The organism is Pseudomonas sp. microsymbiont 2, from assembly GCF_054788395.1.
The window spans coordinates 3,496,706-3,523,541 of record NZ_CM139112.1; the positions used below are offsets into that span (position 1 = coordinate 3,496,706).

At 66.6% G+C, this 26,836-nt stretch carries 13 protein-coding genes; 8 read left to right on the forward strand and 5 right to left on the reverse strand.

Translation table 11 applies throughout. The features are described from left to right. Positions 1 to 10 precede the first annotated feature (10 nt). A complete protein-coding gene (locus tag ACYUME_RS15615) occupies positions 11 to 12,268 on the reverse strand; it encodes a filamentous haemagglutinin family protein (RefSeq protein ID WP_460415612.1) in 12,258 nt (4,085 codons plus the stop codon). Between the two features lie 258 nt (positions 12,269 to 12,526). Next, positions 12,527 to 13,669 (reverse strand): substrate-binding domain-containing protein, encoded by a 1,143-nt coding sequence (locus ACYUME_RS15620; protein WP_460415614.1) that lies wholly within the window; start codon positions 13,667 to 13,669, stop codon positions 12,527 to 12,529. A gap of 473 nt (positions 13,670 to 14,142) precedes the next feature. Between ACYUME_RS15620 and ACYUME_RS15625 the strand changes: the two genes are divergently transcribed. Next, the gene (locus tag ACYUME_RS15625) at positions 14,143 to 14,871 is read left to right on the forward strand and encodes a DUF899 domain-containing protein (protein ID WP_460415616.1); all 729 of its coding nucleotides are present in this window, start codon (positions 14,143 to 14,145) and stop codon (positions 14,869 to 14,871) included. 9 nt (positions 14,872 to 14,880) lie between these two features. Here the strand turns inward: ACYUME_RS15625 and ACYUME_RS15630 are convergent, their stop codons facing one another. Continuing rightward, positions 14,881 to 15,762, reverse strand: a complete 882-nt coding sequence (locus ACYUME_RS15630; protein WP_279880939.1) for a LysR substrate-binding domain-containing protein — start codon at positions 15,760 to 15,762, stop codon at positions 14,881 to 14,883. Between the two features lie 158 nt (positions 15,763 to 15,920). Between ACYUME_RS15630 and ACYUME_RS15635 the strand changes: the two genes are divergently transcribed. Next, positions 15,921 to 16,577 carry an ankyrin repeat domain-containing protein gene (locus ACYUME_RS15635; protein WP_460415618.1) on the forward strand — a complete coding sequence of 219 codons (657 nt, stop codon included), beginning with the start codon at positions 15,921 to 15,923 and terminating at the stop codon, positions 16,575 to 16,577. Between the two features lie 57 nt (positions 16,578 to 16,634). Here ACYUME_RS15635 and pobA read toward each other — a convergent pair whose 3' ends face one another. Beyond that, positions 16,635 to 17,819 (reverse strand): 4-hydroxybenzoate 3-monooxygenase, encoded by a 1,185-nt coding sequence (gene pobA / locus ACYUME_RS15640; RefSeq protein ID WP_460415620.1) that lies wholly within the window; start codon positions 17,817 to 17,819, stop codon positions 16,635 to 16,637. Between the two features lie 169 nt (positions 17,820 to 17,988). Here pobA and ACYUME_RS15645 point away from each other — a divergent pair, with 169 nt between their 5' ends. The 3 genes from ACYUME_RS15645 (at position 17,989) to ACYUME_RS15655 (ending at position 20,279) form a co-directional block, all read left to right on the forward strand. Then, positions 17,989 to 18,864 carry a helix-turn-helix domain-containing protein gene (locus tag ACYUME_RS15645; RefSeq protein WP_460415622.1) on the forward strand — a complete coding sequence of 292 codons (876 nt, stop codon included), beginning with the start codon at positions 17,989 to 17,991 and terminating at the stop codon, positions 18,862 to 18,864. 93 nt (positions 18,865 to 18,957) lie between these two features. Further along, positions 18,958 to 19,359, forward strand: coding sequence for a MerR family transcriptional regulator (locus ACYUME_RS15650; RefSeq protein ID WP_279880945.1), 402 nt, complete (start codon positions 18,958 to 18,960; stop codon positions 19,357 to 19,359). A 20-nt stretch (positions 19,360 to 19,379) separates the two neighbouring features. Continuing rightward, positions 19,380 to 20,279: a hydroxymethylglutaryl-CoA lyase gene (locus ACYUME_RS15655; RefSeq protein ID WP_460415624.1), complete on the forward strand. Its 900-nt coding sequence runs from the start codon at positions 19,380 to 19,382 to the stop codon at positions 20,277 to 20,279. 535 nt (positions 20,280 to 20,814) lie between these two features. On the opposite strand, the gene ACYUME_RS15660 is transcribed toward ACYUME_RS15655, so the two are convergent. Further along, on the reverse strand, positions 20,815 to 21,345 hold the full coding sequence (locus ACYUME_RS15660) for an MgtC/SapB family protein (RefSeq protein ID WP_279880951.1): 531 nt from the start codon (positions 21,343 to 21,345) through the stop codon (positions 20,815 to 20,817). Between the two features lie 444 nt (positions 21,346 to 21,789). Between ACYUME_RS15660 and ccoG the strand changes: the two genes are divergently transcribed. From ccoG to ACYUME_RS15675, 3 genes are all read left to right on the forward strand, one after another. Then, complete coding sequence (gene ccoG, locus ACYUME_RS15665) at positions 21,790 to 23,199, forward strand: cytochrome c oxidase accessory protein CcoG (RefSeq protein WP_460415626.1); 1,410 nt, start codon at positions 21,790 to 21,792, stop codon at positions 23,197 to 23,199. 39 nt (positions 23,200 to 23,238) lie between these two features. Next, positions 23,239 to 24,648 (forward strand): GntR family transcriptional regulator MpaR, encoded by a 1,410-nt coding sequence (gene mapR / locus ACYUME_RS15670; protein WP_279880954.1) that lies wholly within the window; start codon positions 23,239 to 23,241, stop codon positions 24,646 to 24,648. A gap of 542 nt (positions 24,649 to 25,190) precedes the next feature. Further along, the gene (locus tag ACYUME_RS15675; RefSeq protein WP_460419374.1) at positions 25,191 to 26,768 is read left to right on the forward strand and encodes a PAS domain-containing protein; all 1,578 of its coding nucleotides are present in this window, start codon (positions 25,191 to 25,193) and stop codon (positions 26,766 to 26,768) included. Positions 26,769 to 26,836 lie beyond the last annotated feature (68 nt).

The following is a 26,836-nucleotide window of genomic DNA, read 5'->3' on the forward strand; positions in this document are numbered from 1 at the left end:
CCCGCGATGGCTACAACAACAGATTGCCTCGCTCCTCCTCGGTCAACTGCGCCTTGGCACGCTCGTCCAGCGCGCCCGCGCCCAGCACCTGCACAGGGCTCTGGTGGTTGTACCGAGGGTTCAGGCTCGCGCCATCGCGTCCGGGCACCAGTCGCTCGCCACCAAACCCCAATACCTGCACGGTAATCACCGACGGTTGGCGCTGGCGTGCCGCGGCCTGCTGCGCACGCCCGGCCTCCTCCGCCGCCTGGGTCGCCGAAGAGGCCGCCGCGCTGGCCGAAGCGATCGCCCCGGTGTTCACCGACGCCACCACCGGCATGCCCTTGGCGTCGCCCTGGACCTGGATGTTGGCGGCATTGACCACCTGCAACGCGGCGATATTGACGTTCCCCGAGACGCGGATCCCCGCCTCGCCGGCATCGATGGTACCGAGCGGCGCGATCAGGTCGATATCGCCCGGTGGCACCTCGGCGATCGGATTGAGCGTGGCGATGCCGGCACCGGTGCTCGGCACGCTCGGCGCCAGGCCGACGTTGCCCCACAGGTCGTAGGTACGCTTGGGCGGGGTGTAGACCACCGTGGTCTTGGAGCCACGCCCGGCGTTGATATCGCCTTGGGCCGACCACCCGAGGATCGAGCCACCGAACGTGGTCATGATCCGGCTCTGGCCGAGCAGGATGCTGCCCTGGGAATACAGCTGGATGTCGCCACTGCCCTGGGTGATCACCCCGGCGGAGGACGGCGGCGCCTCGCCCTCGATGCCGAATACCTGCTGGCCACCCGGCGTCAGTACCTGGATACCGCCGCCGAAATCGGTGTGAATGCCGGCCCCGCCATAGAATGTCGCGCTGCCGCTGTAGCTGATCGGATTGCCGGCCACGTCCCTGTCCGGGAACAGCGCGGCGATCGCCTGACGACCGCGCAGATAGCTACCGGTGCGCGGGCCATCGGCATCGTTGTACTCGCGACCGCCTGCGCGCAACTCGGCGAAATAGAGCTGCCTGGCGAAGATCCGCTGTTGCTCGGCGGGCAGCGTGGCGAAGTAGGCCCGTGCCGCCTCGCCATCGCCATCGAAGGCAAAGCGCTCGCGCAGCCAGGCGAGCAGCTCCTGATCGTACACCCTGGCGACCTTGCCCGATTGAGCACTCAGTGGCTGGGCAGGATCGGCCAGGGACTCCGGGTCCAGATAGCGTGTCAGCAGGCCAGCGTAGTCCGGCCCCTGCTTGCCAGCGCCGACGATGATGGCGATGGACGCGCCGTCATTGCCGCCACCGCTGCCACCGACCCGGCCGATGCTGGTGATAGCCGCCTCCTGGTAGGCCGAGTCGACCCCCGGGCCCGACTGGAACAGGTTGCGTCCGGCGACCACCTCGAGCTGGCCGGGGCCGGCGACATTGAAGCTGCTCAGGCGGATGTCACGGCCCGCGCTGACCAGCGAGACATCATGGCTGTCGCCATGGATGACCAGGTTGCCACGCGACAGGTTGCCACCCCCGCCACCGGCCACCAGATTGTTGGCGGCCTCGCGCTGGCTACCCAGCACCGTACCGGCGTTGACGATGTCGCGACCGGCCATGATCCGTAGCGGCCCGGCGCCCTGGTAGAGCTTGAGTCCCAGCAAGGGGTACTCGATGATCTCGCCCGTGTTGAGGCCGACGATATCGCCGTCCAGGGCGTAGAAACGCACTGGCTCCGACGGCCGCACGCTGCCTTGGACATAGGTGTTGAGACCGAAGCTGAAGAGCGGGTTTTCCCAGACATTGCGCGGTAGCTCGCCGTGCAGGTTGGTCGACAGAACGAGGTTGCCGGTACTGGTGCCCAGGAAAGCGGGGCGCAACGGCGTTGCCAATGCCGAGGCGTCGGTGCCCGCCTGGCTGACCGCGTAGCCCCCGGCATAGATCGAATCCCCCGCGAGCAACTGCAGACGGGTGTTGGCCGAAGGCGCGGTCATCAGGCTTTCCGGCGATGCCAGGCCCGCCGAGCTGCGTACCGAGTCGCCATAGTACAGGCTGCCACTGATCGCGCTGGCACTGAGCGACGTCGGGTAGAACACGCGACCGCCATGGATCGTCAGGTTGCGGGTCACGGCAATGGAACGACTCTGCACGACCGGCGCCAGGTCTCCGCCCAGGCTGACCAGCTCGACCGAGGTCCGTGGTGTCCACAGCGAGAACCAGCTGCTACCGCGCCCCGGCATCCACGTGCCATCGTCAGCGGTGAACGGTGTGCTGTTGAACGTCGGCACCCGTCCCGGATCGCCAACCCCCTGCACCACCAGGTCGCCACGGCTGCGCAGGCGCACGCCGCTGTCGCCGGGCATCAGCGTCACGCCACCCCAGGCCTTGGCCCGGGTGGCGGTGTAGGGATCGTAGGCCCGGGACTCGCTGTTGTCCTGCTCGACCCCGTAGCTGCCATAGATGGACTGCAACAGCCCGATGCTGGCCGCCTCCACCTGCAACGCGCCACGCAGGTTGACCAGCGTGCCCTGCAGGTCCATCAAGGTGTCCGCGGCAGTCAGCGCGGCCAGCCCCGGATTCAATCCGCCCCCTACGCGCAGGTCGAGGTCACCGCCACCGGTTTGCACCAGGCGGCCGTCGGCGGTCACTCGACCGGTGCTGGCCACCACCAGATTCAGGCCCCTGCTGCGCTCGACTTCGACGATGTCGACGCCACTGGACTGCACCAGGCCGGCCGCGCCAGCCACGCGAACGTCCAGGTTGCCGCCACCCAACGTGCCGAAGCCGGTGAAGCCGACCAGGTAGGGCAAGGTCGGGTTGCTGGCCGGGTCCTGGGCAAAGCTGCCGAAGTTGAGCCACCAGGCGGCGGGCGTGCCAGCGTCGGTCTGCCCTTGGCGCCACAGCCAGTTGCCGACAGCGGCGGACGGCGTCTGGCGACGCGTCACCAGATCGGTGCTCTTGGGGCCGACGAGGTTGCCGGTCAGCTCGCCACCTGCGGCAATCAACAGATTGCCGCCCTGGTGCGGATACCAGGCACGGTACTGCGCGGCGGTCGACTCATAGCCCGCGCCCAAGGCGCCAAGCACGCTACCGTCGGCCTGGAGGCCACGGGGCAGCTGGTGCGGGTCCACGCCCTGCGTCAACAGGGCCGGGGCCTGGGTGCCAGCGGTGTAGACGCCGTACAACGAATCCATGCGCCAGTCGCCGGCACTGAGCAGTTCGAGATCGCCGGTACCCGTGCGCAGCACGCTGAACAGCTGGGTCTGCGCGGTGATCTGGGCCTTGGTCACGCCCCCTGGGGTCTCGATCTTCTGGCACCAGGTCGGCCGTGCGGTGCACAACGGCAGGAGGTTGGCCGGCACCGGCTGGCCGGGCACTCGCCCCACGGCCAGCTTGGTCCAGACATAGCTGATGGTCGGCGGGGTGGTTTCCACCACGCGTGTGGCGATGTAGTGCTGGTCGGCCAGGCGCAACGTACCGGCCTCGGGCTCCGCTCGGGTGATGCGGCTGTCCGCGGCGTCCAGGTCGGCACCGGCCACCAGGCGCATCGACCAGGATTGCGAGCCCTCCGGCAACATCTGCCCAAGCGCCCAGTTGCGCCCCTGCTGGCCCGCGACTTCCTGGCGCAGATCCACCCAGAACACCCCCGTGGGTAGCTTGACATCGGTGCCCGCCGGCAGCAGCGCGCCCACTGCCAGGGCCAGCGCGCCACGCTGGGTCAGGCCTCCCGTGGGCAGGGCGACCCCTTTACGCCATACCCCGCCGCGCACGGCCACGCCGACCGGCAGGCGACTGCCGGCATCCAGCTGGGTATCGGCGGCCAGGGTCACCGCCTGCTCGAGCAGGCTGCCGGCGGCATACAGCACATTGCCGGCGGCATCGCGCACGGCGGCGTCGAGCACGGTGCCGGCCGGCAGGGTCAGGGCCGTGGCCAAGATCAGCGTGCTCGGTAGACGCGTATTGGCCGGCAGCGAGGTGTCGGCGAACGGCAGGTCGAAATTCAGCGTGCTGCCAGCCGGGTAGCGCGTGCCGGCCGCCAGCTCGACGCCACTGCGCGGGATCACCAGATCGCTCTTGAACGGCTGCGTGCCCGGGACCAGGATCCAGCCACGGCCGTCCAGGCGATCGCTGCCAGTGGCCAGTTCCGGCGGCAGGAAGCCGTCGCTGATGCTGCCATGGACTTCGAGGTTGCCGCCGGCGCGCAAGGTCAGGTGGCCAACCTCGCCGGAGCCGCGGGACATGGTCTGCGCCGTGGACGGGTTGAGGCTGGCGTAGCGGTGGCCGGACAGGTCGAGGTCGCCGCGCACCACCAGATCGGTCTGGTCGTCGCGGGTGGCGATTTCCAGGCCTGGGCGCACATGCAGGGCCTGGGCGTAAGCGGCATCGGTCAGCGCGGCCAGGCGATTGTCGAGCAGGTCGCGGTTGGCCAGCACGGCATCGACGAACAGCGCATTGCGCGCATGCTTGGCGTCGAGGTAGGCCTGGTCGATGTATTGGTACGGACGGCCACTGGCTGCGGTGCCTCCGTCAGGCGCGTCGACGTAGCGCTGGTTGCCGACCACCGCGATGGACTGGGCGCCCAGGATGTCCAGGCGGCCACGGGCATCGATGGCGATATCGCCGGCAATGTCGCCGCCTACCCTTGGCGCCGTGAGCAGCAGCGTGCCACGGGCGCGCCCGTCGTGCTGGCCGGCGCTGGCCGCGGTGCCGTGGCGCAGGTCCAGACGGGCGCCGGAGCTCAGCGTCAGCAGCCCGTCACCGCTGTCGAGTTCAATCACTGCTCGGTTCGGCGCATCGATGATCGCGCCCTGGCTGTCGACCCGCAGCAGGCTGCCATGGGCATCCAGCACGGCACCTGTGGCCAGGGTCAGGCCATGGTTGGCCGCCAGACGGATGCTGCCGACCTGGGCACCGCTGGCATCGACGGTGCCTGTCACGGTCAACTGGCCGTTGTCCAGCGAGACGTTGATCGCGCGCGCCTTGAGCTCGCTGCCGATGACCAAGTCACCCTGGGTGATCTGGAAGCTGCGAGCCCCCAGTACCTGATCGCGATTCAGGCGCTGGTTGAGCCCGGCGAAGTCGTCCACCTGGCGCGCGCGGATCTCCAGCGAACCCTGGGCATACGGCACCCGCGTACCGCCCGCGTCATAGTCGCCACTGGCGGCGCCGAGGATTTGTCCCAACAGACTGACCTGGCCGCCTAGGGCAGTGGCGCTCAGGCGACCGGCGCGGTTGTTGGCGGCGCTGAAGTCGATCAGGCTGCCGCCCGCCTGGCGGATGTCTCCCGTGGCGCTGGTCAGCAGCAGGTCACCACCCCAGCTGTACTGCGTCACGTCGTTGAAGCTCAGGCGGCGCCCGGCCAGGTCGATGCGTGCGCGCTCGCCCAGGATCAGCTCCTGCTGCGCCGTGACGCTCAGCTTGCCGCTGGGCAGGCTGAAGGTGCCGTCGAGGGTCACCTGCCGGCCACTGAGTGCCAGCTCGGCCCCCACGCCATCGCGGCCGCTGGCCAGCGCACCGCCGCCGCCGGTCACGCGCAACTGGCCGCCGGCGGTGATGCGATTGATCGAACCGGCGGCACCCGTCCACAGCGGGGTGTCCACCAGCAGGTTGCCTCCGCTGTATTGGAAGCCGCCCTCGGGCTGCCAGGCGCCACGCTGGTGATAGACCTGCAACGCGCCGGCATGGTTGGCGCTGACCTGGCGGCTGGCATGGATGTCGACCTGGCTGAAACCCAAGGTCTGGCGGCTCATGCTGGCGGTGCCATCAGGCTGGCTGGCCGGGCCGTAGCCAAAGGTCAGGTCTTCCACGCGCAGTTCGAGCACGCCGTCACCGCTGCCCGCGCCACCGGCGACGGGGGCGCCGGGCAATGTGCGGGCACCGTTCCACACCAGGCTGCCGGTACGGATGGTCGCGCGCGTGCTGGCCGTGCCATGGCCATAGATGGCCGGCGTGCCGAGGATCAGTTGCTGCACTCGGTTGCGCCCGGTCAGTGGGTCATAAGTGTCGAGCCGGCTGTCGCCAAAGAAGTTCAGCGAATCCGCCGCGCTCAGCGACAGGGTCTCCAGGCCGGGGATGCCGTCGGCAGCGCGGCCCTGGAACAGGCGGTCGAGAACCTGCTGGTTGAGCGTCAAGCCCTGGCCCAGCACCCCGGCGCTGGCCGCGTCGGCCAGCGCGGCGGCGGAACCGACGTTGATCCGCCCCACCGCCAGGCCGAGGTGGCGGGTGCCGAAACTGACCTGATCATCGAGGCTGAAGGTGCGGTCGGTCGCGGCGAACAGCGAACCCTCCGAATACAGCCGGGTCTCCCCTGCGCAGTTGCCCGACGAACAGCCGCCGATGAGGATGCTGCCTGGGGCGAAGAAGTCGCCGGCCACCGATGGCAGCACGTCCAGGCGGCCATTGGACAGCGCCAGCAGGCTATGGGCATTGGGGTCGATCAGGTAGCCATCATTGGCATCGAACGGCACCGCGCCTTGGCCCAGGGTAATGATCGCGGCCCCTTGCTCGACGACGATCGCGCCACGCGCCGTATCGGTGGCGAGGAACACCTCGCCGGCGCGCAGCTCGGCGCCACTGCGCACCAGGATGTTCGCGGTCGATTCCTTGAAGCGCAGCATGTTGCCGCCCTGGCCATACAACACCTCCGGGCGTGCGCCGATGCTCAGACGCGACGCCTTGAGCGCGCTGAGGTCGCTGGCACGCAGCGCAACCCGATTGGGCTGGTTCCAGTCGCTGGCCTGGCCATCGGCGAGGATCTCGATGGCATCCAGGCCCAGCACGCTCACGCTGCCGCCGCGTCCGTCGCGGGCGGCGTCGAAACGGGCCTGACCGGCAAAACGGAACGCGGTCTCGGGGTCGGCATTGGGCTTCAGGCGCAGGGTCAGCCACTTGCCATCGGCCTCGAGCGCCGCCCGCGGAACGCCCTTGGCCAGGGCGTCGGCCTTGACGAATCTGGCGTAGGACATCTCGTTGTACTGGCTGTAGCGCCGCAGGGTGTCGGCGGCGGTGAGGATGACCTGCCCCGGCAATGGCTGCTGGATGCCGGTGTTGACCACCGAGAGGCTGCCCGAGGTGGTCCAGGAACCGTTGCGCATCGCCTGGCTGACGCCGCGCGGGCCCGCCATGGCCAAGCCGTTGAGCTCGACGCGGTAGGCGCCCGGCAATAACGCATAATTGGCCGGCAGCAAGGTGTAGGTGCCCGCCGCCAGACCCGGAACACCTTGGTCGAGGGTGATGCGCTGACCAATGGCAGGGTCGGCCACGCCTGCCTCGCCGGCCAGCGGCGCATAGTCGACGGCCAGCCCAGGCACGATGGCATAGACCGGGTTGCTCGCCACTGACGGCAGCACCAGGCGACCGTCGGCATCGAGCTGCAGCAGCGGATGGTAGCGGGCGTCGGTGGAGCCACCGCGCCCGGAAACGAAACCGGCGCCGGTCAGTTCGCCGCCGCCGGCCAGGTCGATCAGCGCCCCGGCCTGCACATCGATACGCTTGCCAGCCAGTACCACCCCCTGGTCGATGTCGCCGCTGCCGCCGAGCAGGCCTATCGGCTTGCCGTCATACAGGTAGCTAAGGCCATCGACCGTACCGCCATAAGGCATGCGCAGGCCCGCGGCACTGACCGAGGTGATGCTGCCGGACAGCAGACGCACGTCCTGCCCGGTCGCACCGGCATCGCCCAGCAGCACCTGGCCGAGCGGCGCCCGGACCACCCCGCCCTGCTCCACCTGGCCGGCGCTGAGGTGAAGCCGGCCGAACACCGACAAGGGCACATCCGGGGTGGCGGTGCCGACCCGGCCGACACGCAGCGTGGCATCCTGGGTGGTCCGCACCCGGGCGTAGGCGCCGCTCACCGGGTATAGCTGGGCGGCCAGCAGCTCCAGGTCGGCGTTGCTGCTCAACTCGGTCGGCAGCGAGCCAATTTCCCTGCCAAGGAAGCGTATGTCGCCTTCGCTGCGCAGGCGGGCCAGGGCAAAGCCACGGCGATCGAACTGCAGCTGTTGTCCAGCACTGAGGGAAAGGTTGCCATGCGCACCCAGGCTGAGTTCGTCGCGCACCTCGAGCAGGTTGGCCTCGACTTGCAGCAGGGCGTTGGATGCCTGCTGCGACAGCCCACCCTTGACGGTCGGACGCAAGGTCTGGTCGCCCCCCAGGTGATTGCTGCCGGCCAGCCGGACATAGGGGGCGCGCAGTCGGATACGGCTGTCGTCGGCGCTGCCCTCGGCCAGTACCAGGGAACCGGCATACAGCTGCAGGCCCTGGGCCAGCGTCAGGTCCAGCGCGCCGTCGAAAGCCAGCACCCCGTCGCTGAGCAGCGCCAGGCTGGCGAAGCCGCCACGCTCGACCGCGCCCACATCCAGGCGAGCATGGCCATAGCGCAATCCGTCATCAGCGCCGCGCCCTTGGCCGAGCACCAGTTCGCGTGGCACCTTCAGCTCATCCTGCAAGCCATCCCTGCGGTACAGTCCCGTATCGAGCGCCACGCCGAGGCTGCCGCCCGCCGCGCTGGCACCGCCGGCCATGGCACTGAGCGAGCCGTCCAGGCGCAGGCCATAGCTGGAGGCCAGGCTGATGCTGCCGCCAGCACTGGCCATCGGCAATGGTCCCTGGCCGCGAATATCCAGCACCGCGCTGGCCCCATCGGCGCGAAGACGAGCGCCACGGGCCACGTCGACGAACAGATAGGCACCATCGCTGACGCCCTTGGCGTGATCGATCTGCCCGCCGATGACGATGCTGCCGCCGGCGCTCACCCGACCGTAGCGCCGCCCCTGGCTGTCCAACGCCGTGAGCGCCTGGCCGGAGACATCGATCAAGGCGTCGCCGCCCAGACGGATCGAGCGATTGTGCAGGCTTTCCTCGATCCCGCTGGCGACGGTCTCGGGTTGCGCCTGCAACAGGCTTACCTTGCCACCGGCGGCCAGCAGCGAGCCGTCCATGTTCAACTGCGCGGTGCTGCTCAGGGCGATCGACTGCAGCGCATCGACACGGATGCTGGCGCCAGGCCGCACGTCCAGCAACGCCGCCTCGCGATCGACCTGGGCAAGGCGGGTATCCCCGGCGGCCAGGCTCAAGCTGGCCCCGCCACGCAAGCCCAGCTCGCCCTTGAGCGCATTCTCTTGCACCTGCGGCGGCAACCACACAGTGGCCTGGTCGTTGACCGGCAGGCTGGCGTCGAGCAGCTCCACCGGCCGCGTGGCTTGCAGCTGAACGCCTTCGGCCACGGTCAACTGACGAATACCGCGCACGGTGTATTGAGCGAAGCCACGGGTGAACAAGTCCTCGCCGAGGTGGACGGCGTGGCCATCGGCCTGGCCGCCGATACGCACGCGGTCGCCCTGCAGATCGAGGGTGCCAGCGGCGCCGCTGCCATAGCCACGCAGCTCGCCATCCAATTGCAGGCGCCCGTTGCCGCCAGTGTCGAACACGCCGGCATGCAAGGTCAGGTTACCGCCGTTGCCGCCGCTCAGCTGGTTGCGCACACCGCGCACCACGCCACCGGAGACCTCCAGCACGCTGTTCTGTCCCAGCAGCACGTCGCCCGAGCTGCGCAGCGACAAACTGCCAGCGTTGCGCCAGGCCATGGCCTCGGCGAGGTTGCGGTCGCTGCGCGCGCCGCCGACATCCAGGCGCACGCCATCGCCGATCAGGACCTGCGCGCGCAGGCCGCTCGGCGTGGTCAGCGCGATATCTCGCAGGTCGGCGCCGTCGCGCTGGCGCAGCACATCGCCCAGCGCCATCTGCCCGCCCTTGGCCGTCAGGTCGGCCGCGACCCGCACCTGTGGTGCGTAAAGGTTCAGCTGGCCGCCATTGGCCAGGCGCAGCGCGTCATCGACCTGGATCGATTCACTGGCGGCGACGGTCAGCCCCCCCAACGCGAAAGCGTTGAGCAGGTCGCTGTCCAGTACCAATCGCCCGAGTCGTTCGTCCGCCAGCGGCGCGAGCAACTGCGCCTCGGCACTGGTGCCACGGCTGCCGGCGGTCACAGCCACCTGGCGCAACGCCGGGCTCAGGCTGAACGCGAGGTCCTTGCTGGCGCTGAGATAGCCCGGCAGCTGCTGGCCGATGACCAGTTGCGCGCCACGGGCACGGGCACTGTGAACCTGCTTGTAACCATCCAGACCAACTACCGGGGCCTGCGCCTGGCGCTCGTCCTGCCACGTTTCGCCGACCAGCCGGCCATCGAGCAACGCGCCCTGGGTGGCCACCACCAGGCTGCCGGCGTCGCGACCGACGGTGTAGCCCTGTTCGAAGCGCTGTTGCGGCGCGATCAGCGGGTTGTAGAACAGGCGGGTCTGGTTCCAGCGCGTCGAGCTATCCTCGAAACCCTGGTAGATCCCGCTATAGAGCAGATCGCCCGGCGCGCGGGACAGCTCGTAAAGGCGCCCGTCCTCGCCACGCAGCCAGGTTTGCCGGACCTGGCCGTCCTGCACCGCCAGGGTGCCACCGGACAGGTTGATCTCGGCGCCGGCGCGGGTGACCAGGTCCTGGCCAGTGAAGGTCACGGTGCCGCCCTGGGCCATCCACTCGCCCACGCTGTGGTTGCGCGTACCCAGGTAGCCCCCCACTTCCAGCAGGCCGCCGGCGGTGTACCAACGATCGCTGGCATGACCATTGACGCCGGCCGCCACATGCACCAGTTCGCGCACGTCGACCCACACATCGCTGTTGATCAGCCCGCCCTTGTCGCGGTTGCCGGCGGCGTCGCGCTGCTCGTTGCCCTGGACATTGACCTTGATGACGTTGCTTTCCATCGCCACCTTGACCCCGAGCGCGCCGGACACGTCGAGGCGCGCGCCGTCGTCGACCAGGCTGCGCCGACCGGCGCTGACCGCCACCTGACCACCGGTAGCCAGGGTCAGCGAGCCATCCTGGAAATGCACGGTGCCGCCACTGACCACCTCCACCCGCGACTGCTCCGGACGGTCGATCACGGTGCTGAGGTTGTCGAAGCGCCCACTGGCCAGATTGCCGTTGATGCCATTGACCAGCGCCCGTGAGGCTTCGCGCTGGCTGTCGAGCGCCGCGCTGTCGTCGAGCAGTACGGCGGTGACACTGCCCGGCCCGAGGCTGACGCTGCCGGTGGCATCACTGGCGGCGTTGAGCAGGTGGATGCTGCCACGCCGGTCCACCGAGGTGCTGGCCAGTGCCACACCTCGCTGATCGACCTGATGCCCCGTCAGCGTGATGTCGCCGCCTGGGGCCTGGAGCAGGCCGCTGTTGACCACCGTGCCGGCGCTGCTGCCGGCCTTGAGACTGCCCGCCACTTCGTTGCCGCGCGTGGTCGAATAGCGATTCGCCTCGGTGCCCTGGCCACGGCGGATATAGAAATCGTCAGCCGCCGCCAGGGTCGCCTGGCCCTTGCTGGCGATGATCTGCCCGTCGTTGCCCACCTCGCTGCCCAGCAGCAGCACATAGCCGCCGCCGCTGGTGGAGCCGGCGGGCTCGCGGGTGCTGATCCGCGCACCACGCTCGACCACCACCTTGCCAGCGGCATTGGTGAAGGTGGCCTGGCTGCCGTTGTTGTCGACGTAAAGGCCGCGCTGGGTGAACTGCTCGTCGCTGATCTGCGCGGCGGCGGCCACCAGGTTGCGCACGTTGACCTGGCTGGCACCGTTGAACACCACACCGTTGCGGTTGATCAGCATCACCGTGCCGGGCGCCTCGATCTGGCCATGGATCTGGCTCGGCCGGGCGTTCGGGTCATTGACCCGGTTGAGCACGGCCCAGTCCGCCTGCTGCTCGAAGCGCACGGTGGTGTCGCGACCGACGTTGAAGGTCTCCCAGTTGAGAATGGCCTTGTCGGCGGTCTGCTCGATGCTCACCTGGGTCTTGTCGCCAGACTGGCTCTGCCGCGGCGCCTTGGCATTGAGCCAGCCTTGGGTGAGCGGGTTCTCGTCGACCTTCAGCCCGCCTTCGCCCAGGCCATTGGGCACCACCTGCGGTTGCACCTGGGCCAGGGTGCGGCCGTTGGCCTGGGCCGCCTGCTGGGCGGCGATGGCGGCCACCGTATTGTTGAGGTTGCCCACCGAACGCTGGAACTGCTGACTCAGCCGCTGCTGCTGGGCCAGTGGCGGTGGCGACCCTGGCAGCACCTGCCCTGCCCCGCCCGCAGCGACGCCAGCGCCTGGCGCGCTGGAGGCCCCCTTGGCGTTGAACCACGCCGAGCTGAACGGCTGGGCGGCCTGGGCGCCGCTCGCCAGCATCAGCAAGGCGATAGCCTGGGCCAGGGGCTTGAGCAGCATCGGCTCGCTGCCGGCAGGTTTGCCGCGACGCTGCACGGCGGTGGCTGAAAGGGCTGGCTGGGGCATGCCGCGCGACATTGCAGGGTTCCTTGTGCGGGTTCTCGAAATCAGTCAGTGGCGGCCGTGATGCCGCTTTGCCATAAGGCGTCTCGGTCGCTGCGGGACCGAAGCTTTGTCATGCAAAGTTCATGGGGCTGGGGTATGGCGGCGGTTCGCGAACAGGCACCTTGTCCGCGCCCAATGAAAAGACCCCGGTGATACCCGCGGGCACCACCAGGGTCCATGCCCGCATCCCAGGGATACGGGCCACCGGGGACTTGCGTGTTACGAGCGACCGATACCGTTGCACACGTTGGTGTTGGCGATATCCAGGCCTTCGTTGCCTGCGTTGGTCAGGAAGGCTTTCTTGATTTCGGCGGCGAAGGCGGCTGGCACCGGTACGAAGGAGTGGATACCGATGGCCAGGTCGTGGTTGCCGCTGTACAGGTCGTTGAGGAAGCCACGAATGGCGGCGGCGTCGGCGGCGTCCTTGTAGCACTGGCCAACCAGCAGGTTGGTGTAACCAACGATCGGGTAGCCCGTGACCGGAACCGGCTTGTCGGTGGCGCCACGGCCGAAGGTCACGGCCCAGTTGGCCGGTTTTTCACGGCCAGTGCTCGGAGCGACGGCGCTGGCCAGGGCGGCCTGGGCGTTGTCGACGGTCGGCAGCACGGCAGTGCCGGTGGCCAGCTTGCTGACGCGAGCAACCTGGGCGTTGTTGGAGGTGTCGACGAAGTCAGGGCTGACGTAGCCGATGGCGCCATCGGTGGCGTTGACGGCGGTGATCACGTCGGCGCTGCCCGCCACGCCCTGCCAGGTGCTCGGCTCGGTACCGACATTGGCGCTGGTGAAGGTGCTGCTGACCGAGAAGACGGTCGGGCAGGTGTCGTTCAGGAAGCGCGCCAGCAGCTCGGTGGTGCCGCTGCTGCCGTTACGGTAGATCACCTTGATCGGGGTGGAGTCGGCGCTGCCGAGCAGTTGGCCCCAGGTGGAGATGCTGCCGGAGAACACGCCGCACAGCTGCGAAGCGTTGACCTGCAGGTTGCCGACGCCGTTGCGATGGTAAGGGATGGTGACGGTGGTGCCGACGGCCGGGATCTGGATCAGGTTGCCCCACGCGGCGATTTTGGCCTGGTAGGCCGACAGTTCGCTGGCGCTGAGCACCGAGTCGGAACCGGCGAAGTCGACGTTGGTGCCGGCAGGCTGGTTGATCGACGCAGGCGCATTGGTCAGGAAAGCGGTCTTGCCACCGCCGCTGCCCACGCCGGTATAGCTGAAGCCGCTGGGCAGGATGCCTTCCCAGGTGGCGTTGCCGTTGTACAGCGGCTCAGGCAAGGTGGCGCCGCCACCGACAACAGCAGCCATGGATTGGGCCGAAGCCAGGGTAGCAGCCACCAGGGAGGCGGCGATCACAGTACGCTTAAACATGAAGCAATCTCCTATCGTCGTGTTCATACGTTGAGTGGGTCGCGCATTGCCGTGATTACAGGCCGAACCCCTGTTCCAGAGGGGTTGGCGACCTGTCCACGGAGGCAACATTCGCAGCTTGTGGTGACAGCCAGAGGAAAAAACATCGGGAGTTCGGCGGGGAAAAGATCGGGTGTCACGGGGTGGTTTTCGCGTTTGCCGCAGGGCTGCCAAGCGCCAGGACAGGCAGTGCGGGAGCGATCGCTCCGGAGGATCGCGGACGAAGCACTCGGGAGCTTGGCCGGCGAAGAAAAAAGAATCCGTCGGTGTCGAACGGTTCAAAGTCCCTGGTGGGTCATATCGACGATGCGCTTTACCCGCGAAGCAGGGTACGCGCTGAGACGGCGGGACCGTCCGTCGGTCAGGCGAAACATGCTGTCGAAGCGCCAGGGCGTCATTCGACCAGTTGGTGAATCCCCCCTGGAGTCGCCGCCATGAGCAATGCCGCACACAAGCACGCCGTGGTTTCTCGCAGCCAGTGGCTCGCCGCCCGCCAGCAATTGTGGCTGCACGAAAAAGCCTTCACCCACCAGCGCGACGAACTGGCCGCCGCTCGCCGCGCCCTGCCCTGGGTGCGCATCGAACAGGACTATCGCTTCCACGGCCCCGACGGCGAGCTGACCCTGGCCGAGCTGTTCGCTGGGCGCAGCCAGCTGCTGGTCTATCACTTCATGTTCGCCGAGGGCTGGAACGAGGGCTGCCCGGGCTGCTCGTTCCTTGCCGATCACTTCGACGGCGCCAACCTGCACCTGGCCCACCATGACGTGACCCTGGTCGCGGTCTCGCGGGCCCCCTACGCCGAATTCCAGGCGTTTCGCCAGCGCATGGGCTGGCGCTTCCCCTGGTTTTCGTCGCACGGCAGCCCCTTCAACCAGGACTTCGCTGTCAGCGTCGCTACCGATGGCAGCGCCCAGTACAACTACGAACCCTATGCCGGAAACGAGAGCGAACTGCCCGGCTTGAGCGCCTTCTACCGCGATGCCGACGGCACGGTCTACCACACCTACTCCACTTATGCCCGGGGCCTGGACATCCTGGTCAACACCTACAACTTCCTCGACCTCGCACCACTGGGGCGCAATGAGGCAGGCACGATGGACTGGGTGCGTCACCACGATCGATATGAAGGCAGCGGCGGCAAGCCGCACTGCTGCGCAGAGTAAGGTCGCGCTTCAAATCGCCTGCTGCGCCAGCAGTTCGGTCAACACCTCGGCCAGGGTCTTGACCATCGCATCCGCCGTGGGGCGATGCACGATGACGATCTCGTAGCTGTCCACCTCCGGCAGCCCCTGTCCGGCGCCTAGCACCCGATGTTCATCGGTCGCCGCCCGGGGGGGCAGCAGGCTGATACCCATGCCATCGGCAACCGCCGCCTGGATGCCGCTCAGGCTCGAACTGGTGAAGCTGATGCGCCAGCGCCGGCCCATGCCTTCGAGCGCACCGATCATGTCGTCGCGGTACAGCCCCCGGGGCGGAAAAGTCACCAGCGGCACGGGGTCGAGGTCGAAGGCCGGCATCCGCGCACTGTCGATCCACTGTAGCCGCTCCGGCCAGCAGGCCACCCCTTCACGGCTGTTGCGTCGCTGCTTGAGCAGCACCAGGTCGAGCTCACCATTGTCGTAGGCCTGGCTGAGGTCGCGACACAAGCCACTGGTGACCTCCAGCTTGACCTGTGGATGACGCCGGCTGAATGCGGACAAGGCATTGGTGGTACGGCCTCCGACGAAGTCCTCCGGCACGCCCAGGCGCACGGTGACACCGACCATGGCGCCCGCCAGGGCCTCGAGCATCTGGTCGTTGAGCGCCAGCATGTGCCGGGCATAGCCCAGCAACGTCTGCCCGGCATCGGTAGGCAGCACATCGCGATTGCCCCTTGCCAGCAGGCGATGGCCGACCATCTCTTCGAGGCGCCGGACCTTCTGGCTGATGGTCGACTGGGTGGAGTGCAGGCGCGCGGCGGCGGTGGTGAAGCTGCCGCAATCGGCCACCACGACGATGGCCCGCAACAGGTCGAGGTCGAACAGAGCCCTATTCGATTTCACGCTGGTAGACATCTTGGTATTCAACTTGTGAATGACAGCCCTGATTTCTACCACGGGCCGGAACACCCAGCAACATTCGCAAACGCACTGGGTTTCATCCAGATAATTCACTTCTGCTACAAGCACAGCTTGCCTAGCATCGAACCACGCCCTTCCAGGAATCCATGCCCATGCGCCTGTCCTTCGCCGCCTTGCTGCTGACCCTGTTCACCTGCCTTGCCGCCAACGCCGAGACTCCCGCCATGAACGTTCATTTGCTCGATGCAGCCCGCCGCGGCGACGCAGCCGCCATCCGTCAACTGCTCGGCCAGGGCGCCCAGGTGGATACGCGCAACGACCAGGGCCAAAGCGCATTGCTGGTGGCGACCCATGGCAATCAACTGGAGGCGGCCAGGGTGCTGATCGATGCCGGCGCCGACGTCAACGCCCGCGACAACATCCACGACAGTCCCTACCTGTATGCCGGGGCCCGGGGCCTGAACGATATCCTGCGCCTGACCCTGGCCCATGGCGCCGACCTCGAGAGCACCAATCGCTACGGTGGCACCGCACTGATCCCCGCCGCCGAGCGTGGGCATGTGCAGACCGTGCAGCTGCTCATCGACGCCGGCGTGGATGTCGACCACCTCAATCGTCTGCACTGGACCGCGCTGCTCGAGGCGGTGATCCTCGGCGACGGCGGCCCCCGGCATGTGGAAATCGTGCGCCGGCTGCTGGCTGCGGGGGCGGATCGGTCGATTGCCGACAAGGACGGTGTGACCGCACTGGAGCATGCGCGCCAGCGCGGGTACCGGGAGATGGAACGCCTGCTGTCACAGAATCCGTAGGTGTCTCAGGATGGCGCAAGCCCGCTCCCACAGGGACTATTGCATTGCGCTGGAGCGCTAAACAGCCTCGAACGGCAGCCCGACATAGTTTTCGGCGATACTGGCCAGCCCCACGGGCGACCCGAGGTAGTACTCGCGGTCGGCCTCCTGCATCTTGCGGTCCCAACCGTCCTGGTGCTCGCCGAAGTCATGCAGCAAGCGGGTCATGAACCAGCTGAAGCGCTCGCCCTTCCAGACCCGGCGCAGGGCCAGCGGCGAGTAGCGGGCCAGCAGATCGGTGCGCCCTTCGCGGTACACCTTGACCAGTATCCGGTACAGGTAGTTGACGTCCGAGGCCGCCAGGTTCAACCCCTTGGCCCCGGTGGGCGGGACGATATGCGCGGCGTCTCCGACCAGGAACAGCCGGCCGTGCTGCATCGGTTCGACCACCTGGCTGCGCAGCGGCGCAATGCTCTTCTCCAGCGCGGGGCCAGTCACCAGCCGCGCGGCCACTTCCTCGGGCAAGCGGGCCTTGAGCTCGCTCCAGAAGCGCGCATCGGGCCAGTCCTCCACCCGCTCGTCCAGGGGCACTTGCAGGTAGTAGCGGCTGCGCGTCGGCGAGCGCTGGCTGCACAGAACGAAGCCGCGTTCGTGCTGGGCATAGATCAGCTCGTGATTGACCGGCGGGGTGTCGGCCAGCAGGCCCAGCCAGCCGAACGGATAGGTTCGCTCGTAGACGTTCAGCACCCCGGCCGGGATGCTCTGGCGGGCCACCCCGTGGAAGCCGTCGCAACCGGCGATGTAGTCGCAGTCGACGCGCTGCTGGCGGCCATCCTTGTCGAAGGTCAGGTAGGGCCGCTCGCCATCGATGTCGTGGGGCTGCACATTGTCCGCCGAATAGATGATCGGCGCCCCGCTGCGCTCGCGCGCCTGCATCAGGTCGCGGGTGACTTCGGTCTGGCCGTAGACCATCACCGTCTTGCCGCCGGTCAGCGCCTTGAGGTCCAGGCGCTGCAAGCGGCCGTCGACCAGCAACTCGACCCCCTCGTGCACCAGCCCTTCGCGGTCCATGCGCTCGGCCACGCCAGCTTCGCGCAGCAAATCCACCGTGCCCTGTTCGAGCACCCCGGCGCGAATCCGCCCGAGTACGTATTCGGCACTCTGGCGCTCGACGATCAGCGTGTCGATGCCTGCCTGGTGCAGCAGCTGGCCCAGCAGCAGCCCGGAAGGGCCGGCGCCGATGATTGCAACCTGAGTTTTCATTGTTGTTGTCTCGCGATGAGGATGCCTGCCCCGACTGGCACTGGCAGGTATCTGCTGTTAGGGTTTGCACCTGCATTTTTAATCGCACCATTGCGCCAAAAAGTGCGATATCCGATAGAAAAGCTGCACTTTTTGAAAAAATGTTCGATTAGCGGACAGGTCATACTCCATGCACAGCACCCTACCCGGCATCCCGCTTTTCCAGCTTTACGGCGAGAGCCACGCCTGGCCGGACACCGACCTGCTGCACTGCGAATCGATACCTGCGCGTAGCCGCCTGCATCATTGGGAAATCAAACCGCATCAGCACGCCGAACTGTTCCAGCTGCTCTGCGTGCAGCGTGGCGAAGCACGGGTGGAGATCGAGGGCCGACACAGCATCATCCGCGAGGCGGCGATTCTGGTGGTGCCACCGCTGACCGTGCATGGCTTTCGTTTCAGCGCCGATATCCAGGGGCATGTGCTGACGTTCGGCACCGCCCTGCTGGCCGAGCAGGAACTGCGCCTGGGTGGGCCGTTGCACATGCTGGCGGCGCCACGCTGCTATCCGCTGGGCAAGGACCGATCGCGCCTGCACGGGCTGATCAATACCCTCCAGCAGGAATACCAGGGCAATGCCCCGGCCCGCGGTGCCATGCTGCAGGCGCTGTTCACCGCGCTGATGGTCTGGCTCAGCCGCCAGCAGCAAGCCCTGCCGCCACGCAGCCGGGACGAGCGCGACCAGCAATCACTCGGACGCTTCCTGCGCCTGGTCGAAGCGCACTATCGAGAGCACCTGGGCGTGGACGTTTTCGCCAGCCGCCTGGCCACCACCAGCCTGCAGCTCAACCAACTGTGCCGCGCGCTCACCGGGCAGACGGCGCTGCAGATCATCCATCAACGGCTGCTGCTGGAGGCGCGGCGCAACCTGGCGTACACGCGCATGAGCATCGGGCAATTGTCCGACAACCTGGGGTTCAGTGATCCGACCTACTTTGCGCGGTTCTTCAAGAGGCTCACCGGACAGACACCGAACGAGTACCGCAAATCGCTGCAGGCCGGTTGAACAAGCCCCCATGCGCAGTCGTGCGCACGCCTTGCTTGACGTATACGTCAACCCGGCATTAGGTTAGCAGCATCACGTCCCCCGAGCCCGAGCATGAGCAGCCAGACCTACAGCATCTCCGACCTGTCCCGCGAGCTGGACATCACCACCCGGGCCATCCGCTTCTATGAGGAGCAGGGCCTGCTCAGCCCCGAACGCCGAGGCCTTGAGCGTATCTATTCGGCGCGCGACAAGGTCACCCTCAAGCTGATCCTGCGAGGCAAGCGCATCGGTTTTTCGCTGGCCGAGTGCCGCGAGCTGATCGAACTCTACGACCCTGCCGGCGGCAATCAGAAACAGCTCACCAGCATGCTGGACAAGATCGCCGAACGCCGCGCCCAGCTAGAACAGCAGATGCTCGACATCCAGCAGATGCACCTGGAGCTGGACACCGCCCAGGAGCGCTGCGAACAGGCGCTGGCCGCCACCCTGAACCCGTCGCACCCCCACCGCTGATTCGCCACAGGAAACCCGCCATGTCATTGCCCAAGAATGTCCGCCTGGTCGAAGTCGGCCCGCGCGACGGCCTGCAGAACGAAGCTCAGCCCATCAGCGTCGCCGACAAGATACGGCTGGTGGACGACCTCACCGACGCGGGGCTCGACTACATAGAAGTCGGTAGTTTCGTCTCGCCCAAGTGGGTGCCGCAAATGGCCGGCTCCGGCGAGGTGTTTGCCGGTATCCACCAGAGCGAGGGTGTCACCTACGCGGCACTGGCGCCCAACCTGCGTGGTTTCGAGGATGCCCTGGCCGCCGGAGTGAAAGAGGTGGCGGTGTTCGCGGCGGCCTCGGAGGCCTTCTCCCAGCGCAACATCAACTGTTCGATCAGCGACAGCCTCAAGCGCTTCGAACCGATCATGGAGGCCGCTCGCAACCATGGCGTACGGGTGCGCGGTTATGTGTCCTGTGTGCTCGGCTGCCCCTATGAGGGACGGATCAGCGCCGAGCAGGTCGCCCCGGTGGCCCGCGCCCTGCACGAAATGGGCTGCTACGAGGTATCGCTGGGGGACACCATCGGCACCGGCACAGCCGGTGATACCCGCCGCCTGTTCGAGGTGGTCTCGACCCAGGTACCACGCGAACAGCTGGCCGGACATTTCCACGACACCTATGGCCAGGCCCTGGCCAACGTCTATGCCAGCCTGCTGGAGGGCATCGCGGTGTTCGACAGCTCGGTGGCAGGCCTCGGTGGCTGCCCCTATGCCAAGGGTGCCACCGGCAATGTCGCCACCGAGGATGTGGTGTACCTGATGCAAGGCCTCGGGATCGAGACCGGCATCGACCTGGACCGGCTGATCGGCGCCGGTCTGCGCATCAGCGAGGTGCTGGGGCGCGTCACGGGTTCACGGGTGGCGCGGGCACGCAGTGCGCGCTGAGTCATACGGTTGTCACACAGGTGTGGGCGGAGTGTTACCGCCTACACGCTTTCCAGCAAAAAATCGGGTAACAGGGAAACAATTCGACAGAATTTCACGTGCCAGCCTTCCCTCCAAAACAATCAAGTAGTTGATTTTAAAGTAATTTAAAAAGTTGGCACGCCACCTGCTTTATCTCTGGCATAACAAGAACAAAAAAATGCGACACCCAATAAAAACAATAGAGAACGGCTCTGACACAACAAGAACAACACGGCAGAGGCGTAGCAAGCAGATTTTTTTGGAGTCGACGTGCTTTTCAGGGGTAACCCGCAGCCTGACACAGAACAATAAAACTACCTGCAAGGTAGCGACGGTCACGGTTGGATCACGTTGGATGAACGCAGGTCAGCGCTCAAAAAAATACGTTTGCTCTTGGCCCCGGTTGGGGGCCCTGCAAGGCAGAGACACCGGTCGACAAAAACAACAACAGACCCGTCTCCAATAATAAGAAAAGAGCAGGCAACAACGCTTATGAGGGGAGCTTCGGCTCCCCTCAGTGCTTCCTCCCCTCCTCGTCCTCGCATCCCTTCTTCTCCCGTACCTCGCCCTTGTCCGCCAGCAGCGGCATGCTCGCCAGCACCAGCAGCGCCAGTACGGTGCTCACCAGTGCCGTCGCCTCGCGCCCCATGCCTGCGGCGGTGCCGATCGCGGCAGTCATCCACAGGCCTGCGGCGGTGGTCAGGCCCTTGACGTGGCTGGTGTCCTGGCCGTTACCCTTGAGAATCGTGCCTGCGCCAAGAAAGCCGATGCCGGCGACGATGCCCTGGATCACCCGGCTCAGCGCCTGTTCGTCGGCACCGGCCATGCTCGGCGCCAGCACGAACAACGCGGCGCCCATCGACACCAGCATGTGCGTGCGCACCCCAGCCGCCTTGCCCTTGCTCTCGCGCTCGAAGCCCAGCACAGCCCCCAGCAGGGCCGCCATCAGCAGGCGAATCAAGATACGGGCGACCTCGCGCTCGTCGGTGACATCGGCGAACTCGCTGTGCAAGGCCTCGAGCATCGATTGCCAGAATGCTTCCATCGGTTGCCTCCTGGTGTCCTCCAACGGTTCTCTTGGAACAAAACGTAACTTGCTGATTCAACTGGAACAGCGTGGGAGCGGGCTTGCCCCGCGATACGGTGTATGGCACCGGCATAACCCGTGATCCGGGCGGTGCGGCGTTCCGACAAGCCCGCTCCCTGCGCGACAGCGCAGCCCGAAGGGCTGGGCGATCTCCTACAGATGACCGCGGCACGCGCACCTCGTGCCTTGCGCCCCGCCAAACGGAACTGCGCACACCGTGACAAAGGTGCGGTGGATAGCCGCAGGAATCTGCAACCAACTTCTCAAGGCAGCGAAATATAGGGCCTGAGCAATAAACCCAAGCATCTGATATGGTTTTTATCTACGTAACTGGGCCTGTGCTGAAAACAGATCCAGGGCCATAGTGCCCTGGCCTGATAGAGGCCTGATGAGCGATGAACCATGAGCGATAGAATCCCCTTCCGAGTCATCGAGATTGCCCCCGCCGCCACGCAAAAGAGCAAAAGCCATGCGGATAACGGCATCCACACCCGCAGCTTCACCGGTTTCTACCGCAACCTGCGGATCCTCTTCGCCGGCCTGCTGTTCGTGCTGTTCTTCGGCACCGCCTGGCTGCAGTGGAACGGTCGCCAGGCGGTACTCTGGGATCTGGCCGACAGCAAGTTCCACATCTTCGGCGCGACCTTCTGGCCCCAGGACTTCATCCTGCTGTCGGCGCTGCTGATCATCTGCGCCTTCGGCCTGTTCGCCATCACCGTGTTCGCCGGGCGCGTCTGGTGCGGCTATAGCTGCCCGCAAAGCACCTGGACCTGGCTGTTCATGTGGTGCGAGAAGGTCGCCGAAGGCGATCGCAACCAGCGCATCAAGCTGGCCGGCGCCCCCTGGAGCGTGGAGAAAATCGCTCGGCGCGGCCTCAAGCATGGCCTGTGGCTGGCCATCGGCCTGCTCACCGGGCTGACCTTCGTCGGCTACTTCACCCCGATCCGTCCGCTGGCCGCCGAGCTGTTCACCTTCGAACTGGGTGGCGTGGCCTTGTTCTGGATCCTCTTCTTTACCGCCGCCACCTACCTCAACGCCGGCTGGCTGCGCGAGGCGGTGTGCATGCACATGTGCCCCTACGCGCGGTTCCAGAGCGTGATGTTCGACAAGGACACCCTGGCGGTGGCCTACGACCCCAGTCGCGGCGAAGCGCGCGGCCCGCGCAAGAAAGGCAGCGATCCGCGCAGTCAGGGCCTGGGCGACTGCATCGACTGCACCCTGTGCGTGCAGGTCTGCCCCACCGGCATCGATATTCGCGACGGCCTGCAGATGGCCTGCATCGGCTGCGCCGCCTGCATCGACGCCTGCGACGGGGTGATGGACAAGATGAACTACGCCCGCGGCCTGATCGGTTACAAGTCCGAACACAACCTGCAAGGCGGCAGGACCCACTGGTTGCGTCCGCGCCTGCTGGGCTACGCCGCCGCGCTGACGGTGATGATCGGCGCCCTGGTGGTCGCCCTGCAGATGCGCCCGATGGTATCGATGGACGTGATCAAGGACCGTGGCCTGTTCCGCGAGAACGCCCTGGGCCAGATCGAGAACATCTACCTGCTCAAGATCATCAACAAGACCCAGGAGCCACAGCACTATCGCCTGCGCCTGGTGGACGCCGACGGCTTCGAGCTGCACGGGCGCAGCGAGTTCACCATCGCCGCCGGCGAGATGAGCGAGCTGCCGGTGTCGGTGGCGATGCTCGCCGACCGCCCGAGCAGCAGCTCCCAGGAGCTGACGTTCGAGATCCAGGACAGCGACCAGCCCGGCATCCGCAGCACCGCGCACAGCCGTTTCGTCGCGCCGATGAATCGCTGATCCCCTACACTGACCACCACCTTGCCTGCCCAGACCAAAATGAAACGCTACGAACGATTTGCCGACGACATTGCCGAACTGATCCGCTCCGGGGTGCTCGGCCCCGGCCAGCGGGTACCTTCGGTACGCTACGCCAGCCAGACCCACGGGGTCAGCCCGTCCACCGTGTTCCAGGCCTACTACCTGCTGGAGCGTCGCGGCCTGATCCGCGCCCGGCCGCGCTCGGGCTACTTCGTCAACGCCCATGCGCCGCGCCCGTTCAGCGAGCCGCAAACCCAGGCGCCGGCCAGCGAGTCCACCGATGTCGATGTCAGCGGCCTGGTGTTCTCGATCCTCGACTCGATCAAGGATCCGCACACCGTGCCGTTCGGCTCGGCCTTCCCCAGCCCGACCCTGTTCCCCCTGCAGCGCCTGTCGCGCTCGCTGGCCAGCGCCAGCCGGGCCATGGACCCGCGCATGGTGGTCACCGACCTGTCGCCGGGCAACCCGCAGTTGCGCCGGCAGATCGCCCTGCGCTACATGGTCGCCGGGCTGATGCTGCCGATGGAGGAACTGCTGATCACCAACGGCGCCCTGGAGGCACTCAACCTGTGCCTGCAGGCCGTTACCCAGCCCGGCGACCTGGTGGCCATCGAGGCACCCGCCTTTTACGCCTGCCTGCAGGTGCTCGAGCGCCTCAAGCTCAAGGCAGTGGAGATCCCTGTGCACCCGCGCGAGGGCATGGACCTCGGCGTACTGGCCCAGACCCTGGAGAAACACCCGGTCAAGGCCGTGTGGTGCATGACCAACTTCCAGAACCCGGTGGGCGCCAGCATGCCAGAGGCCAAGAAGCAGGAACTGGTCGAACTGCTGCGTCGCCACCAGGTGCCACTGATCGAGGATGACGTCTACGCCGAGCTGTACTACTCGCAGCAGGCGCCGAAGCCGGCCAAGGCGTTCGACACCGAAGGCCTGGTGATGCACTGCGGCTCGTTCGCCAAGAGCCTGGCCCCAGGCTACCGGATTGGCTGGGTGGCGGCTGGACGCTTCGCGCAGAAGATCGAGCGGCTCAAGTTGATGACCTCGCTGTGCGCCTCGATGCCAGCCCAGGCGGCAATCGCCGACTACCTGCAGCACGGCGGCTATGATCGCCACCTGCGCAAGCTGCGCTACGCCCTGGAAGGCCAGCAGGCCAACATGCTGGCCGCTATCGCCCGCCACTTTCCGGCGCAGACCCGGGTCAGCCAGCCGTCCGGAGGCTACTTCCTGTGGCTGGAGCTGCCCGAGCAGATGGACGCCCTGAAGTTGTTCCACATGGCCCTGGCCCAGGGCATCAGCATCGCGCCAGGGCCGATCTTTTCGCCGACCCGGCGCTTTGGCAACTGCATCCGCCTGAACTACGGCAGCCCTTGGGGCGATGGCGCGGAACAGGCCATGGAAACGTTGGGGCGCATCGTGCGCTCGTTCTAAAAGAGCGGCGTGGCGGCCAATGCATGGCGCGGTTATAGTTGCGCGACCAGCCCGATTGGATCCAGCCGATGCCCAGCACACCTTCGCCCGAGCAGTTGCAGGCCCGCATTGCCGAACTCGAAGCCCGGCTGGCCAAGCGCGAGCTGGAACTGAGCTGCTTCCAACTGTTGCGCACGCACATGGTGGAAGGCTTCTGTGTGGTGGAACTGTTCGATGGGCCCCACGGCCCCTTGAGTGATTATCGCTACCTCCTGAGCAACGACGCCTGCCTGCGCCACACCGCGCACGACAAACAGATGGGCCAGACCGTTCGGGAGCTCATCCCCAACGAAGCCGACGCGTGGGTGAGCCGCTTTGCCGAAGTCCTGCGCACAGGGCAACCGGCCCATTTCGAACAGCGGCTGAATGTCACCGACCGCCAGCTCACCTTGTCGGCCCACCGCCTCGGCCCCGCTGGCGACAACCGCGTGGCCGTGCTGTTCACCGGCGTGCCGGCCAGCGAGCAGGCACGCAACCTGCTGCTCGAGCGCGCGCAAAAACGCATGGGCGAAGCCGAGCTGAACAACAAGCTGCTCGGCGAGCTGGTCGATCACAGCCTGGCCAATGTGTTCGCCGCCGACCGCAACATGCGCCTGATCGCCATCAACCGCACGGCCCGCGAAACCTTCGAGCGCCTGCACAATTTCACCCCCCAGATCGGCGACTACGTCCCGCATATCCTTGCCCGCAAGCCGGATATCATGGACAAGCTGCAACCGGTGTGGCCACGGCTGCTGGCAGGCGAGGCGTTCATCGAAACGGTCAGCGTGGGCCCGGACCACGCGCCACGCCATTACGACATGCGCTACAACCCGCTGCGCGATGGCGATGGCAAGCTCCAGGGCGGTTACCTGTTCGCCTACGACATCACCGAGCGGGTCAAGGAGCAGGAGCGCCTGCGCCAGACCGAAGAGGCCCTGCGCCAGTCACAGAAGATGGAAGCCATCGGGCAACTGACCGGCGGCATCGCCCACGACTTCAACAACCTGCTGGGCGGCATTCTGGGGGCGCTGGAGCTGGCGGAGAAGCGGCTGATCCAGGGGCGTCAGCAAGACAGCCGGCACATGCTCGGCATCGTCCGGCAAAATGCATCGCGCGCGGCGGCGCTGATCCAGCGCCTGTTGGCCTTCGCCCGTCAGCAGACATTGCTGCCCCAGCCTGTGGACGTGCATCACCTGGTTGCCGGCATGCATGAGCTGATCCTGAGCTCGATCGATTCGCACATCGCCTTCGTCGATGCGACCCTCGCGGGCAGATGGCTCGTTCGGGTGGACCCGCCGCAACTGGAAAGCACCCTGCTCAACCTGTGCATCAATGCCCGAGACGCCATGAGACGTGGCGGCACCTTGCGCATCGGCTGCGACAATTGCACCCTCGACGACGCTCAAGCCGACGAGCTTCAGCTTGCGCCCGGACAATACCTGCACATCCAGGTCGACGACACCGGCTGCGGCATGACCACAGAGGTCAGCGCACGCGCCATCGAGCCGTTCTTCACCACCAAGCCCCTGGGGCAAGGCACCGGCCTGGGCCTGTCCATGGCCTATGGTTTCGTACGCCAGTCGGCGGGGCAGTTGCTCATCGACAGTACGCCTGAGCTGGGCACCCGGATCCATCTCTACCTGCCCCGAGACCAGCAAAGCGCTGCATTGCCGCCCATTGCCGCAGCCCAGCCTGCCAATCCGGCCCGCCATCGCACCAGGCGGCCTCTGCTGCTCGTGGAAGACCAACCGACGCTGCGCCTGGTGATCCGCGATGTGCTCGAGGAGCAAGGCTACGAGGTGCAAACATTCGAGAACGGCCATGCCGCATTGCGCGCACTTGGCGAGGGCCTGCAGCCTGCACTGCTGATCGTCGACATCGGTCTGCCGGGCAACGTGAACGGCTATCGGGTAGCGCAAGCCTACCGGGCCTATGATGAATACCTGCCGATCCTGTTCATCACCGGTTACGACGGTGCCATCGACAGCAGCACTTTGCGCTCTTCACGACATACCGCCTTGCTTCACAAACCCTTCGAGCTGGCACTGTTGTCTGCCCAGGTCGAGCAGTTGTTGACCCTCGCCAACTCGGTCGACTAGCCCATGCCAATTCAAGTCTGTCCCGGCGCCGCTGGTGGCCTCCCCAATCCCGTGACACAGCACCACTC

Excerpts from the sequence above, each read along its gene's own strand:
- ACYUME_RS15620 (WP_460415614.1), bottom strand. The coding sequence starts at position 13,669 with ATGTTTAAGCGTACTGTGATCGCCGCCTCCCTGGTGGCTGCTACCCTG.
- ACYUME_RS15615 (WP_460415612.1), bottom strand. The coding sequence starts at position 12,268 with ATGCCCCAGCCAGCCCTTTCAGCCACCGCCGTGCAGCGTCGCGGCAAA.
- ccoG (WP_460415626.1), top strand. The coding sequence starts at position 21,790 with ATGAGCGATAGAATCCCCTTCCGAGTCATCGAGATTGCCCCCGCCGCC.
- ACYUME_RS15645 (WP_460415622.1), top strand. The coding sequence starts at position 17,989 with ATGCACAGCACCCTACCCGGCATCCCGCTTTTCCAGCTTTACGGCGAG.
- ACYUME_RS15630 (WP_279880939.1), bottom strand. The coding sequence starts at position 15,762 with ATGTCTACCAGCGTGAAATCGAATAGGGCTCTGTTCGACCTCGACCTG.
- mapR (WP_279880954.1), top strand. The coding sequence starts at position 23,239 with ATGAAACGCTACGAACGATTTGCCGACGACATTGCCGAACTGATCCGC.
- pobA (WP_460415620.1), bottom strand. The coding sequence starts at position 17,819 with ATGAAAACTCAGGTTGCAATCATCGGCGCCGGCCCTTCCGGGCTGCTG.
- ACYUME_RS15675 (WP_460419374.1), top strand. The coding sequence starts at position 25,191 with ATGGGCGAAGCCGAGCTGAACAACAAGCTGCTCGGCGAGCTGGTCGAT.
- ACYUME_RS15660 (WP_279880951.1), bottom strand. The coding sequence starts at position 21,345 with ATGGAAGCATTCTGGCAATCGATGCTCGAGGCCTTGCACAGCGAGTTC.
- ACYUME_RS15650 (WP_279880945.1), top strand. The coding sequence starts at position 18,958 with ATGAGCAGCCAGACCTACAGCATCTCCGACCTGTCCCGCGAGCTGGAC.
- ACYUME_RS15625 (WP_460415616.1), top strand. The coding sequence starts at position 14,143 with ATGAGCAATGCCGCACACAAGCACGCCGTGGTTTCTCGCAGCCAGTGG.
- ACYUME_RS15635 (WP_460415618.1), top strand. The coding sequence starts at position 15,921 with ATGCGCCTGTCCTTCGCCGCCTTGCTGCTGACCCTGTTCACCTGCCTT.
- ACYUME_RS15655 (WP_460415624.1), top strand. The coding sequence starts at position 19,380 with ATGTCATTGCCCAAGAATGTCCGCCTGGTCGAAGTCGGCCCGCGCGAC.